The organism is Nostoc sp. TCL26-01, from assembly GCF_013393945.1.
GTDB lineage: Bacteria > Cyanobacteriota > Cyanobacteriia > Cyanobacteriales > Nostocaceae > Trichormus.
This window is the reverse complement of sequence record NZ_CP040297.1, coordinates 4,542,832-4,557,176: the sequence shown is the minus strand read 5'-3', so window position 1 is coordinate 4,557,176 and position 14,345 is coordinate 4,542,832. Positions and strand designations below refer to the sequence as shown.

General features: G+C 41.6%; 11 protein-coding genes. 6 read left to right on the top strand and 5 right to left on the bottom strand.

All coding sequences use genetic code 11. From position 1 onward, the window contains the following. Window positions 1-184 precede the first annotated feature (184 nt). The 6 genes from FD725_RS19715 to FD725_RS19690 all read left to right on the top strand — a co-directional run bounded on the left by FD725_RS19715 (window position 185) and on the right by FD725_RS19690 (window position 10,025). Complete coding sequence (locus FD725_RS19715; RefSeq protein ID WP_256871661.1) at window positions 185-2,551, top strand: S-layer family protein; 2,367 nt, start codon at window positions 185-187, stop codon at window positions 2,549-2,551. Between the two features lie 54 nt (window positions 2,552-2,605). Then, window positions 2,606-4,219 (top strand): AAA-like domain-containing protein, encoded by a 1,614-nt coding sequence (locus FD725_RS19710; protein WP_179049711.1) that lies wholly within the window; start codon window positions 2,606-2,608, stop codon window positions 4,217-4,219. A 92-nt stretch (window positions 4,220-4,311) separates the two neighbouring features. Next, on the top strand, window positions 4,312-4,938 hold the full coding sequence (locus FD725_RS19705; protein ID WP_179049710.1) for a type I restriction enzyme HsdR N-terminal domain-containing protein: 627 nt from the start codon (window positions 4,312-4,314) through the stop codon (window positions 4,936-4,938). A gap of 169 nt (window positions 4,939-5,107) precedes the next feature. Next, window positions 5,108-8,944, top strand: coding sequence for an AAA-like domain-containing protein (locus tag FD725_RS19700; protein WP_179049709.1), 3,837 nt, complete (start codon window positions 5,108-5,110; stop codon window positions 8,942-8,944). Window positions 8,945-9,349: 405 nt separating this feature from the next. Beyond that, window positions 9,350-9,553 carry a hypothetical protein gene (locus FD725_RS19695; RefSeq protein WP_179049708.1) on the top strand — a complete coding sequence of 68 codons (204 nt, stop codon included), beginning with the start codon at window positions 9,350-9,352 and terminating at the stop codon, window positions 9,551-9,553. 271 nt (window positions 9,554-9,824) lie between these two features. Next, a complete protein-coding gene (locus FD725_RS19690; RefSeq protein ID WP_179049707.1) occupies window positions 9,825-10,025 on the top strand; it encodes a type II toxin-antitoxin system HicB family antitoxin in 201 nt (66 codons plus the stop codon). Here FD725_RS19690 and FD725_RS19685 read toward each other — a convergent pair. The 5 genes from FD725_RS19685 to metG form a co-directional block, all read right to left on the bottom strand. Continuing rightward, window positions 10,009-10,362: a DUF5615 family PIN-like protein gene (locus tag FD725_RS19685; protein ID WP_179049706.1), complete on the bottom strand. Its 354-nt coding sequence runs from the start codon at window positions 10,360-10,362 to the stop codon at window positions 10,009-10,011. The genes FD725_RS19690 and FD725_RS19685 overlap by 17 nt on opposite strands. Next, the gene (locus tag FD725_RS19680) at window positions 10,359-10,595 is read right to left on the bottom strand and encodes a DUF433 domain-containing protein (protein ID WP_179049705.1); all 237 of its coding nucleotides are present in this window, start codon (window positions 10,593-10,595) and stop codon (window positions 10,359-10,361) included. The genes FD725_RS19685 and FD725_RS19680 overlap by 4 nt, the downstream gene beginning before the upstream one ends. 77 nt (window positions 10,596-10,672) lie before the next feature. Then, on the bottom strand, window positions 10,673-11,830 hold the full coding sequence (gene lptC, locus FD725_RS19675) for an LPS export ABC transporter periplasmic protein LptC (protein WP_256871660.1): 1,158 nt from the start codon (window positions 11,828-11,830) through the stop codon (window positions 10,673-10,675). Between the two features lie 104 nt (window positions 11,831-11,934). Continuing rightward, window positions 11,935-12,564, bottom strand: a complete 630-nt coding sequence (locus FD725_RS19670) for an NYN domain-containing protein (RefSeq protein WP_179049704.1) — start codon at window positions 12,562-12,564, stop codon at window positions 11,935-11,937. A 162-nt stretch (window positions 12,565-12,726) separates the two neighbouring features. Next, complete coding sequence (gene metG / locus FD725_RS19665) at window positions 12,727-14,328, bottom strand: methionine--tRNA ligase (RefSeq protein ID WP_179049703.1); 1,602 nt, start codon at window positions 14,326-14,328, stop codon at window positions 12,727-12,729. Window positions 14,329-14,345 lie beyond the last annotated feature (17 nt).

Sequence of the window (14,345 nt, the reverse complement as noted above, 5' to 3'; positions counted from 1 at the left end):
TTAATTTTTTAAATTCACTTCCATATACGCACTTTTAAGGAGTATAACTTTTTATACTCCTTTTGCATATTATGGGATACAAGGAATGTTATAAACTTTCTGAATAGGCTAGAAAGATATTACTGTTTTTTAGGTAATCTGTCTAAGCGGCCTTATTTGTAAAGTACTTCCTGGGAAATGTACGATGTCCGCTATAAGTAATTTTTGGGTCTGGTCGAAAAGTCTAGCATTGGCGGTCAGTGGTGTCATGGCTGTCTCAACACAATCAGTTATCGCCCAAATCACGCAGGATAGTACTTTACCTAATAATTCTCAGGTTACATTACAGGATAAAGTCATCATTATTGAAGGTGGTACGAGAGTAGGAAACAATTTGTTTCACAGTTTTAAAGATTTTTCAGTACCTAGTTTAACTACAGCTGAATTTAAAAATACAGATAACGTTATTAATATTATTAGCCGGGTAACAGGTAATTCTATTTCTCATATTGACGGCATTCTCAAAACTCAAGGTACAGCTAATTTATTTCTCATTAATCCTAATGGAATTATTTTTGGTTCTCAAGGAACACTAAACATTAGAGGTTCATTTGTTGCGAGTACTGCTAGTAGTATAAATTTTGCTGACGGGTTTAAGTTTAGTGCTACCAATCCCCAAATACCCGCATTACTAAAAGTAAGTGTGCCTATTGGCTTAGAATTTGCCCAAACGGCTAATCCAATCCACAATAAATCCCAAGCAAATCCCAATGGTTTACGTAATGTGGGACTACAAGTACAACCCAATAAAACTTTAGCACTTGTAGGTGGAGATATCTGGTTGGAAGGGGGAAATTTAACAGCAACTTCGGGAAGAATAGAGTTAGGAAGTGTTGCGCCAAATAGCCTAGTTAGTATTAACCCTACGTTTCAAGGTTGGACTTTAGGATATCAAGATGTCCAGAATTTTCAAAATATTCGCCTAACACCGATAAACGTGAACAATGTTCATGTTCCATCCCAAGTAGATGCTAGCAATAGAGAAGATAATGGAGGCAACATTCAAGTACAAGGTAACAATGTTGAACTCGCAGGTTATCTTGTTCGCTTGAGAACTCAAGCTACAGGTACAAAAGATGGTGGTGACTTAACAGTTAATGCCAAGAAATTAATTGTTCGGGATGGTGCGGTATTATCTACTGTGACTAGAGGAGAAGGTCATGGAGGCAAATTGACTGTCAACGCTTCTGAGTCGGTAGAAGTAATTGGTAGTTTTAGAGATCCCATTACAAGAGTAGTTAACCGTAGTGGATTGTTTAGTTCTACTGGGTTGGCGGGAAAAGCTGGTGAAATTAATATCAATACCAAGAATTTGCTGATTCAAAATGGCGGACAAATAGCAACAGATTCCATCGCATTATTTCGCAACTCTCGACTTATACCGGGTACAGGTGCAGGGGGAGATTTAACTATTAACGCATCTGAATCTGTAGAACTCAAAGGTACATCCAGTGGTTTAGTCGCTTTGACTAACACTTCTGGAGATGCAGGAAAAGTCACAATTACGACAAAAAAATTGATTGTCCAAGATGAAGCTAAAATCAATGTCAGCAGCTTATTTGATCCAAATTACACTTACCCCCTGAATGGACGCACTTTAGGAAAAGCAGGTGAATTAGTGGTAACTGCTAACTCCATTGTGCTAGATAATCGAGGACAACTCACGTCTAATAGTGATTTAGGTCGTGGAGGAAATATTACACTAAACATCAAGAATTTTTTCTTGATGGGTGGTGAAAGTCAAATCTCTACTAATGCAGGCAAAATATCAGGAGGTGGAGAGGGAGGAAATATTACGATTAATGCAGCTAATGGCTTTGTCATTGCCCGTTCCAGAGAAAATAGTGATATCACTGCCAACGCTTTCTCTGGTAATGGCGGCAAAATTAACATCAACGCTAGTAGTATTTTGGGATTTGTACCGCGTACTCGTGATGATTTGGTAAGTTTGTTAGGAACGGAAAATCCCGAAAGTTTAAACCCAAGTCAGCTACCAACTAATGACATCACAGCCTTTTCTCAGGCAAATGCTTCATTAAATGGTACTGTGCAAATTAACACACCTGATGTTGACCCCAGCAAGGGCTTAGTTGAATTGTCCACAAATACTGTTGATGGTTCTCGGCAAATCACCTCTAGTTGTAATCCCCGGAGAAACCAAGACAAAAGCTCATTTATTGCTACAGGCAGAGGAGGAATTGCACCTAGTCCTACTGATAAATTGATTAGTGATGCGGTGCTGACAGAGTGGATATCACTACCAATAGCCACAGGGAATCGTCATGATAGTATGCAAAAACAGCATACACAACAAATCCAGGAGAGCGATCGCTATTCTCCCATCATTGAAGCCCAAGGTTGGATAGTAGACCAAAATGGTAAGGTTGTTCTAGTTGCTCACTCACCCACCATCACACCTCATAGTCCGGTATTTGCTGCTTCCGTGGCTTGTAGTTTGCCGGGTAATTCTTCAGTTACTCCTCCCCACTCTCCATTTCCTCTTGTTTTCTAGCTGTTGTAAACTACATCTAGATAATCTGCTTGCATATACGTAATTAATAGCCCAGTGAAAACTATTCTGATTTTGTCAGCTCATCCCATCAACGGTAAACCTTTGCGTTTAAATCAAGAAGTCAGGGACATTGAAGCTGGGTTAGAACGTGCGAGAAACCGAGATCAGTTTCAGGTTATCTCTAAATGGGCAGTGCGGACTCAAGATTTACGGCGATCGCTTTTAGATTATAAACCTGAGATTGTCCATTTTTCAGGACATGGTGCGGGTGAGGCAGGTTTAGTTTTAGAAGATGAAGCAGGAAAAGGTCAGTTAGTCAGTACACAAGCCCTAGCCCAGCTATTTAAATTATGTCAAGCATCAATTGAGTGTGTGTTTTTAAACGCTTGCTACAGCGAGGTACAAGCGGAGGCAATTTCTCAACACATTGGTTGTGTGGTCGGGATGAATGAGGAAATTGGGGATGTCGCCGCTAGAGAATTTGCGATCGCATTTTATGACGCATTAGGTGCTAATCGGTCTTATGAGGATGCTTATGAGTTTGGCTGTAATGCCATTGACTTACAAAGTATCCCAGAGTCGGCAATTCCTGTCCTGAAAAGTAGAAATCTCAGAAATCAGCAAACCCAGACAACAACAGCCTTATCCTTAGAAATTCCCGAAGGACAAGTTGCCTTAAATTCGGCTTTCTACGTTACACGTTCACCAATTGAAACCGACTGTTATGAAGCAATTCTCAACCCTGGGGCTTTAGTTCGCATCAAAGCACCCCGACAAATGGGTAAAAGCTCATTATTGTCAAGAATTATCTACCATGCACGTCAACAAGATTATCAAACTGCTTATCTCAACTTTGAACAGGCGGATGGCGAATTCTTAAGTAGTTTAGATATGTGTTTGCAGTGGTTGTGTACTAGCATTACAGATGAATTGAATTTACCAAACCAGTTAGAAGATTACTGGAAAGGTGTTTTGGGTAGCAAAAATAAGGCTAGCAATTACTTCCAGAAGTATTTATTAAAGCAGATTGATACACCAATTATTTTAGGTTTGGATGAAGTGGATGAGATATTTAAACATCCCATAATTGCTACGGATTTTTTTGGGTTACTCCGTGCTTGGCATGAACGAGCTAAAAATGATCCAATTTGGCAAAAACTCAGACTAGTAATTGTCCATTCCAAAGAAGTATATATTCCTCTGAATATTAATCAGTCACCCTTTAATGTGGGTTTACCTGTTGAGTTACCGGAATTGAATCAAACCCAGGTATTAGACTTAGTGCAGCGTCACGGATTAAGTTGGTCTAAATCCCAGGTGGAACAGTTAATGGTGTTAGTGGGTGGACACCCTTATTTAGTCAGGGTGGCACTATATCACATTGCACGAGGTAGGATGACATTAGCACAGCTAGAACAAGTCGCACCAACCGAGGCTGGCCCCTACAGTGATCATTTACGTCGCCATTTGTTGAATTTACAAAATGACAGTGAATTGTTAGCAGCTATTAAAGCAGTAGTAAAGTCAGCACAACCCGTAGATATAGAAACCATAGAAGCCTTCAAACTCCGTAGCATGGGTTTAGTCAAATTCCAGGGAAATAAGATTATGCCATTGTGTCAATTGTATCGACAATATTTTAGCGATCGCCTGAAGGTTAATTCGTAATTTGTAATTCGTAATTGAGGGATAAAGATAATAACTAATGACCATTGACTAATAACCAATGACCAATGACTAATAACTAAAAGGAGAAAAAAATGGTTCAAGTTATCCAGGGAAAAGATGTCACCCTCAATCAGTTAATTGAGGAATTTGGTTTGCAACGTGTTGATGATCCCAACTTTTTTCCTGAGTGGCGACAAGACTTATTAGAACTCAATGACTCAGAACGGCAAACTCTTGACCAACTCAAGGGAGAATATCAACATTTATCACGCTACCCAATTTTAGAGCCTGTAGTCAAGATGGTGGTGCTATCTCCATTATTACGTTTAGCAGGCTTCTATCAACCGCCTTTCTACGTTGCTTCAGAGCAAGAAGTGGAAATTTCTTCTGAAGATGAAGGCACAATTATCCGAGGTCGGATTGATATATTAGTGTTTCATCCCCCATTTTGGGTTTTAGTTATTGAGGCAAAACGAGCGCAATACTCTTTAACAGTTGCAATTCCGCAAGCCTTGGCTTATATGCTAGCCGATGTAACTCCCGTAAAACCTGTTTTTGGCTTTGTCACTAATGGTAATGAATTTAGATTTATCAAACTTATAGAAGCTGAAGTTCCTCAATACGCCCTATCTGATTTGTTCGCTTTAGATAGCCGGGATGACCTTTATACTGTTGTCAAAGTATTAAAGCAACTAGCTCATTTAATTCGTAATTCGTAATTCATAATTATTGCGTGTATAAACAAACAATGCTTTCTTTTAATCCCGATTTTTCAGATAGAGGTAGGGTGTGTTATGCCGTAGGCTAACGCACCTTGAATTGTTGACTTGACGGTGCGTTGCGCTGCGCGACAACACACCCTACTTTATTATCTCCAAACCCCAAAACATGACTAATTATCAATACCAAGTCGGGGGTAGTCTACCCGCAAATGCGCCGACTTATGTGAAACGCAAAGCTGATGATGATTTGTATGCAGGCTTGAAGGCTGGGGATTTTTGTTATGTTCTCAACTCGCGCCAGATGGGGAAATCTAGCTTGCGGGTGCAGGTGATGCGGCGATTGCAGGCGGAGGGGTTTGCTTGTGCGGGGGTGGATGTTACGGCGATTGGGACGGCGGATATTACCTCAGAACAATGGTATGCGGGGGTAATAGATACGTTGGTGGGATATTTTGATTTATATATTGATTTCGATTTAGAAACTTGGTGGAATGAGAACGGTTTACTCTCACCATTGCAGCGTTTGAGTAAATTTATTGAAACAGTTTTATTAAAAAAAATCAGTGCAAGAATTGTCATTTTTATCGATGAAATTGATAGCATTCTCAGTCTGGCTTTTAACCTGGATGACTTTTTTGCGGTGATTCGGGATTGTTATAACCGCCGGGCGGATAATGCTGAGTATGAGCGTCTTACCTTTGCTTTGATGGGAGTGTCTACACCTTCAGATTTAATTCAAGATAAGGGACGTACACCTTTTAATATTGGTAGAGCCATTGATTTAACAGGCTTTGAACTGGAAGAAGCCGAACCTTTAGCACAGGGTTTAGCTACTTTAAAAAATCCTCAAGAGTTAATGACAGCTGTCTTAGCATGGACAGGAGGACAGCCATTTTTAACACAAAAAGTTTGTAATTTGTTGATTGCCAAAGAGACAGAATATATTGCGTCTCCACAAGAATTGGTAGCAGCAATTGTCAACAAGAAAATTATCGAAAATTGGGAAGGACAAGATGAGCCAGAACATTTAAAAACCATTCGAGACAGAATCATGCGGAGTGGTGAACAACGCACTGGGCGATTGTTGGGGTTGTGTCAGCAAATTGTCCAGCACGGGGAGATAGTAGCTGATGATAGTACCGAACAAACAGAGTTGCGGCTGTCCGGGTTGGTGGTGCGGCGGGATGGGAAATTGCGAATATATAACCGCATCTATGAGGAAGTATTTAACCAAGAGTGGTGTGAGAAGATTCTGGCTAAGTTGCGTCCTTATTCTGTAGCGCTGAGTGCTTGGGTGAAGTCTGAACGACAGGATGAGTCGCTGTTGTTGCGGGGAAAGACTTTGCAGGATGCTCAAGCCTGGGCGGTGGGAAAAAGTTTGAGTGATGTGGACTATGAGTTTTTGGGGGCTAGTCAGGAATTAGAAAATCGCATCGAAAAACAGGCAAGGGAAGTTTTAGCAGAGGCGAACCGCAAAGCTTATCAACGGATTCGCATTGGTTCTTTGGTGCTGGGTGTGGCTGTAATTGGGGCGGTAGCAGCTTTATTATTTGCTCAATATCAATTGGGGGAAGCACGAACAGCTAAGGCAGATTTAATACAGGCAACGAAAGAGACTGAAGCGACTAGACGAGATAAATTGCAAGTAGAAAAGAACTTACAGATTGCTGAATACAGACGCACAGTAGCTGATGACAAGGTACAACAAGCAGAGAAAACTTTAAATAAAGCAAATAAGCAAGTAGTAGCAGCTAAGGTACTATACCAAAAAGCTCAGATACAGGCACAGCAAGCAATTTCCCAGAAGCAAACGGCACAAAAACAGGCGCTAGTAGCTCAACAGCAGCGTGAGAATGCAGAAAAGCAGCGTCAAAATGCCATTGTGGGCTTGAAACTGGCTCAGACAGCACAACAGCAAGCAAAAAAGGAACTCCAACAAGCAGAATTAGCCCGGAAAGATGCTCTCACAGCTACGCAACTCGAACAAGAGGGAACAAATGCCTTGCGGGAATTTAGACCTTCTAGAGAAATTGAGGCATTGTTGTTAGCTGTGCAGAGTGGGGAAAAACTCAAAACTTTAGTCAAGGGTAAAAAATCTTTAGCAGATTATCCCGCTTATAGTCCTTTGTTTAGTTTGCAGAATATTCTACTGAATATTCGGGAAATAAATCGCTTAGAAGGTCATGGCGATGCGGTTAATAGTGTGGTGTTCAGCCCAGACGGCAAAACCTTAGCCTCCGCCAGTCTTGACAAGACGATCAAACTGTGGGATCGGGACACAGGTAAACTCATCTCTACCCTGGAAGGTCACGGCGATGGGGTATATAGTGTAGTGTTCAGCCCAGACGGCAAAACCTTAGCCTCCGCCAGTCGTGACAAGACGATCAAATTGTGGAATCGAGACACAGGTAAACTCGTCTCCACCCTAGAAGGTCATGGCGATGGGGTCAATAGTGTGGTGTTCAGCCCGGACGGTAAAACTTTAGCCTCCGCCAGTCGTGACAAGACAATCAAACTGTGGAATCGGGACACAGGTAAACTCATCTCCACCCTAGAAGGTCATGGCGATTGGGTCTATAATGTGGTGTTCAGCCCGGACGGCAAAATCTTAGCTTCTGCCAATGGTGACAAGACGATCAAACTGTGGAATTGGGACACAGGTAAACTCATCTCTACCCTAAAAGATCATAGCGAATCAGTCTGGAGTGTGGTGTTCAGCCGGGACGGCAAAATCTTAGCCTCTGCCAGTCTTGACAAGACGATCAAACTGTGGGATTTGGAGACAGGTAAACTCATTTCTACCTTAGTAGGTCATAGCGCTCCGGTCTCTAGTGTGGTGTTCAGCCGGGACGGCAAAACCTTAGCCTCCGCCAGTTATGACAATACAATCAGACTGTGGAATTGGGAGACAGGTAAACTCATCTCCACCTTAGATGGTCATAGCAGTTGGGTCAGGAGTGTGGTGTTCAGTCCGGACGGCAAAACCTTAGCCTCTGCTAGTGATGACAAGACGATCAAATTGTGGAATCGGAACCCAGGTAAACTCATCTCCACTCTAGAAGGTAATGGCGCTCCGGTCTCTAGTGTGGTGTTTAGCCCAGACGGCAAAATCTTAGCCTCCGCCAGTGGTGACAAGACAATCAAGTTGTGGAATCGGGAGACAGGTAAACTCATTTCCACCCTAGTAGGTCATAGTGATGGGGTCATTAGTGTGGTGTTCAGCCCGGACGGCAAAATCTTAGCCTCCGCCAATCTTGACAAGACAATCAAGTTGTGGAATCGGGAGACAGGTAAACTCATTTCCACCCTAGTAGGTCATAGTGATGGGGTCATTAGTGTGGTGTTCAGCCCGGACGGCAAAACCTTAGCTTCCGCCAGTGGTGACAAGACAATCAAGTTGTGGAATCAGGAGACAGGTAAACTCATTTTCACCCTCGACCGTCATGGTGCTCCGGTCATTAGTGTGGTGTTCAGCCCGGACGGCAAAACCTTAGCTTCCGCCAGTGGTGACAAGACAATCAAGTTGTGGAATCGGGAGACAGGTAAACTCATTTCCACTCTAGAAGGTCATGGCGCTCTGGTCATTAGTGTGGTGTTCAGCCCGGACGGCAAAATCTTAGCCTCCGCCAGTTATGACAAGACAATCAAACTGTGGGATCGAGAGACAGGTAAACTCATTTCCACCCTCGACGGTCATGGCGATGTGGTCTCTAGTGTGGTGTTCAGCCCAGATGGCAAAATCTTAGCCTCCGCCAGTGGTGACAAGACAATCAAACTGTGGAATCGGGAGACAGGTAAACTCATCTCCACTTTAGAAGGTCATCGCGATGCAGTCTCTAGTGTGGTGTTCAGCCCGGACGGCAAAACCTTAGCCTCCGCCAGTTATGACAATACGATCAAACTGTGGAATTTGGATCTTGATGATTTACTGGCGCAGGGTTGCAGTTGGCTGAAGGGTTATTTGATTAGTCATCCCAGTGCGCCGAGGGTTTGCGGGAGATGAGAGGGACGGGGTTTGGTGTCAAAATTCAGTTTAAATGAGAGTGGAAGGTGTAGGCGTAGCCTGGCGTAGACATCGCTCAAGATATAAACACCATTATTCTCGTTTAGAGCTTGAAGTTTTATGTTCCAAGCTCGAAGTTTCTCGTTCAAAGGTCGAGGTTTCTTGTTCCAAGCTCGAAGTTTCTCGTTCAAAGGTCGAGGTTTTCTGTTCCAAGCTCGAAGTTTCATGTTCAAACCTCGAAGTTTCTTGTTCCAAGCTCGAAGTTTCTCGTTCTCAACTTGAATGTTTGGGTTTGAAGGCGATCGCCTCCTGTAAAACTCATGATAAATGTATGATGGCAGGCGTAGGCGTAGCTCGTCGTAGACATCGCTCTATAGTAAAGATAATTACTTTGTGCAATCACTTATGAAAGCTGAAGAATATCCGTTTGTTCAGGAGTTAATTACAGATAAACAAGGTCAAGTTCTCAAAGTAGTCCTAGAATTTGAGGAATATCAGCGCTTGTTAGATGCGATTGAAGACGAAGGACTTTATCGAGCGATGGAAGCAGTTAAGGGGGAAACACCTTTAAGCCGAACTAAGGCTCTTGAGGAACTCGAACAACCATGAATGTAGCTGATCGCCCCTTACGAAATTCAGTATAAATGGAGATGAGTAGACATCGCTCAAGATATAAACAGATTTAATAATTTTAAACGCAGAGGAGCGCGGAGGAAAGCGCAGAGGAGTTTGGAGGATTTCTAGTTAGTACTTCAGTAGACCGGGAAATGCTATAAACAAGGTCAAGTTCTCAAAGTAGTCTGAGAATTTGCGGAATATCAGCGCTTGTTAGATGACTTACAATCAAAATTGATAAATCTATCTCTATTGAAAATACATAATGAAGCAAACAAAACAACTCACTGGCATTATTGAAAGAGAAGGAAACGGTTATGTATCACTCTGTCCTGAACTCGATATTGCCAGTCAGGGAGACACGATTGAGGAAGCACGGAATAATTTGATTGAAGCATTGCAACTCTTTTTTGAAGTAGCAGATCCTTCGGAAATTGGAGAACGTATTTTTATTGATGCACGATAATGTTTTCCCGACTCATTTCAATATAAGAATACTGCTTCAACAGTTCAATTAGAGACTGAAGATTAATGGAAAAAATATTTTCTAGTTCTGAGTTATTGATATTACCCGTCGTGATTAAAAGTAATTTATAGGGTTGGTTAATTGTTAAAAAAGAGTTGACAAAATCGGCATCTTTGGTAATTAAAATTCTATTTTCTCGGATTGAGATGGTATTAATTTCGTTATCTGGCGTAGCATTTTGCTTTACTAAATCTCTGGTATGGATTGTGTCGTAACCTGAATCTCTGAGAAAACGGGCAAGGCGTACTGGTAATTGAGCATCAACAAGAAATTTCATGAGGCAATTTTATGAATGCTTTTGACTTGGCTGAGTCGAGCAGCAAATAATAAGACAGCTAAAATATCTTGAGATTCTAAGTCATCATAATCAGCCAATATTTGCTCATTTGTCATCCCAGAACTGAGCAGTTCTAAGATGAACTCAACTGGGTAACGCAGTCCACGGATACAGGGTTTGCCGTGGCAGATATGAGGATTAACCGTGATACGTTGTAGAAGTGTGTAATCCATGTTTTTATGTCTAAGAATGCCGATTATCAGAATATCCGTTTGCAGAAGTCGGGGATCTAATTGGTGAGGCGATCGCTTTAATTCCCAGTCCTCGGTTCTTGGGGAATAATCTCTGTGACAACTCGACTACCAGCATTATTCCCGCCTCTGACGACAATATTTTCTGTGTCCAAATTACCCACGGCTGTTTCCCCCTGGAAATTTAGAGGTGGATCAACTTGTCGATAAGTGACGTTTCTCTGGGCTTCTAGGAGTTTTTTGTCGAGATACCAGGTCATTTGTTGGGCGTTGAGAGTCTGACGACGTTTACCGACAGCATTCACATTACCTGTTAAATAAGCGGTTTTTTGGGGTATTCTCAGTTCACCCCGATCGCCTGTAACAATTGTGTTTTCAGCCCGGTGGAATATGCGCACAGGTGCATTTGTGGTGGCTATTTCTGTGGTCATATTCCAATTCATCGAGTTACTAGTGATCTGGACTGGTGGGTCTAGTAAATCTATTTGGGCATTTTGTTGAATTGTGGCAATTTTGGTTTTAAGATTGACTTCGGCAGAGTTTCCCCGACCGCGATCGCTAATTTGATTGTTTTTATAACGGTCGATTTGAATCGGGCGATCGCCAATTAATTTTTCTTCTTTAATTTGCCAAATCAAATGTTCAGTCCGCATTTGCATTTGGGGATCAACTGAGTTAGCCACAACTCCCCCGAAAAATTCCATGCGTTGTTCGCGGGTTTTTACTTTGGCTTCTTGGGCTACTGCTTTGAGTTGTTTATGAGTACCATTGATTTTGTCGCGGACAATTAATAAATCTTCCTTGGGTCGCCATTCCAACTCATTACCTTGCAGAACAACACCGTTTTTGGGGTCTATGGCGACTATTTTCCCTTTGAGAAATAGTTGTTTACCATCCTGTTCAATGTCGGCTTTTTCGGCTTTGACTTGATAGACTATCTGTCCATCTTGATACAGTTCCCCGTAAGGATTAGCGGCTTCACCAATTTGTTTTTCTTTGGTATATTGTGCCTGTTTAGCTTTAACTCGCCAGACTGGTCGTCCTGCTTCATCGGCTTGTTCTAAGGTGACATCAAAGAAGGTTAAATTACTATCTTGATTAGTTGTCTCAGAATTATTTGTGGGAGCAGGTTTAGGCGTTTTCCCACTACAAGCAACTAATCCAAATATTAAGCAAATAGTTAAAGGTAAATAACACCAGTTTGTTTTCAAGTTCAAAAAAACCCAATCTGTAAACCCATAAAATCGGGGGGAAATTTGATTTGTTCCCCCCTGTTTTGTTAAATTTTTGCTCTTTTTTTACATATCTTGCAGATATGTCATTAGTCCTGAAGTTCTATGTGTTCGTCAGTCTCTCTGGGATCGTCCAAAAAGCCCATAGCGGATAATGGTCGATAGGGAAAGCTTTGACGTGGGGTTTTTTGAATGTCTTCTTTGATGGCTTCTAAATCAATATAGCGATCGCTAACATTAATTAAGCTATCACTGGTCATGGAGCGTAAACTCACAACCTCTACCCTGACCCCACGGTAGCTAACGGAATTGACTGCATAAGCCAAGTCCCCATCCCCACTGACCAACACGGCTGTATCATATGAGTCTACCAAAGCCATCATATCTACGGCTATTTCTACGTCTAAATTGGCTTTTTTCGAGCCATCGGGCAATTGGACTAAATCTTTAGCAATGACACGATAGCCGTTACGCCGCATCCACAACAAAAACCCTTGTTGCTTTTCGTTGGTTCTGTCTACACCTGTATAGAAAAAAGCTCGTAACAAGCGAGAACCACCAGTTAAACGACATAACAATTTGGTGTAATCAATTTCAATTCCTAATTGCAATGCCGCGTAAAATAGGTTCGAGCCGTCGATAAATATGGCGACACGACCCCTATTTTCTAAAACTTGCTCTGGCGTAAATATTGAATCATTTTCCAGATTATTCAACATTATTCTCATACCTCAATTTTATCTTTGTTAGTTTTGATACAAAATTATCAATTGTGATTTGTGAGATCGGTTTATGATAATGTACCGGGGCTAATTTTCAGTCCAGCCCCGATGATTTTTGACAAAAGAAATTGAACTGAATTGATGATAACTTAAAGGGATTTAACTGTTTTTTGCTGGTTCTATACGTTTAAAAATTGGTTGGGGTTGCCCCAGTTGTTGTTTATTAGATAGTAACCCCCATTGTGAATGGGTTGCAAAAGGGGCGGTAACTGCACTTTCTGGTTGCTGGTTAAAATCAATTTCCCAGCCCAGTTGTCGATAAATATCACTGCTGATGTTGGGAATTACTGGTGAAAGTAGATAAGCAGCTAGTCTAACAGATTCGAGAACTGCATATAGTACTTTTTCTACTTCCTGTTGTTTTCCTTGTTTGTACAATGTCCAAGGAGCTTGATCATCAATAAACTTATTGCTGGCTTGTACCAAAGAAAGCACTACTTCACAGGCTTGATTAAAAGCTAGTGATTCGTAACTTTTTTGGACTTTCTGCTCTAAATTTACACCGATGGCTTTCAATGGATTGTCATCCGTAATATTTTCATTGGTAATTGATAGCGCATAATTAGCACAGTATTTTTTCACCATGTTTAAGGTACGGTTAAGCAAATTACCTAAATCATTTGCTAAATCTGCATTCAAAACATTGATGAATCTAACTTCATTAAAGTCGCCATCTTTGCCAAATTCGATTTCCTTAAGGAAGTAATAACGAACTGCATCACTACCATACTGTTGCACGAGTGCCACAGGATCGACTGTATTCCCTAAACTTTTACCCATTTTCTGTCCATCTTTGGTCAAAAAACCATGACCGAAAACGCGCTGGGGTAAAGGTAAGTCAGCAGACATTAGCATAGCTGGCCAATAAACAGCATGGAACCGCAAGATATCTTTGCCGATGAGGTGCAAATTGATCGGCCACCATTTTGCTAAAGCATTTTCTAGGGTTGTTTCTGCTTCTGGTTCTAAGAGTGCTGTGACGTAACCTAGGAGTGCATCAAACCAAACATACAAGGTGTGTTTGGCATCAACGGGTACAGGAAAACCCCAATCTACATTCACCCGTGAAATAGAAAAGTCTTGTAAACCTTGGTTAACAAAGTTCATGACTTCGTTACGCCGACTTTCTGGTTGGATAAAGTCTGGCTGGGATTGATAAAAATCTTCTAGTTGAGTTTGGTATTTGGAGAGACGAAAAAAATAGTTTTGTTCATCTCGCCACTCGACTTGTTTATTGGTATGAATCGGGCAAAGATTTCCTTCTAAGAGTTCCCTTTCTTCTTTAAATTCTTCACAGGATACACAATACCAGCCTTTTTGCTGACCTTGGTAAATGTCTCCAGCCGCCCAGACGCGCTCAAAAAATTCTTTAACGATCGCCTCATGACGTGGTGATGTTGTCCGAATGAAGCGATCGTATTTGATATTGAGCAAATCCCATAAGGAGTAAAAACCCGCAGAAATTTGATCACAAAACTCTTGCGGCGCTTTACCTAAACTCTCGGCTGAACGCTGAATTTTTTGTCCATGCTCATCTGTACCCGTAATTAATAATACCTCATGTCCTAATAGCCGATGAAACCGTGCTAAGACATCGGCTGCCATTGTAGTGTAAGCACTACCAACATGGGGAACATCATTTACATAATACAGAGGAGTTGTCAGAGCAAATGTATTTTTTGTTTTATTCACTAGATTCATGCAAAATAAAAATCAAA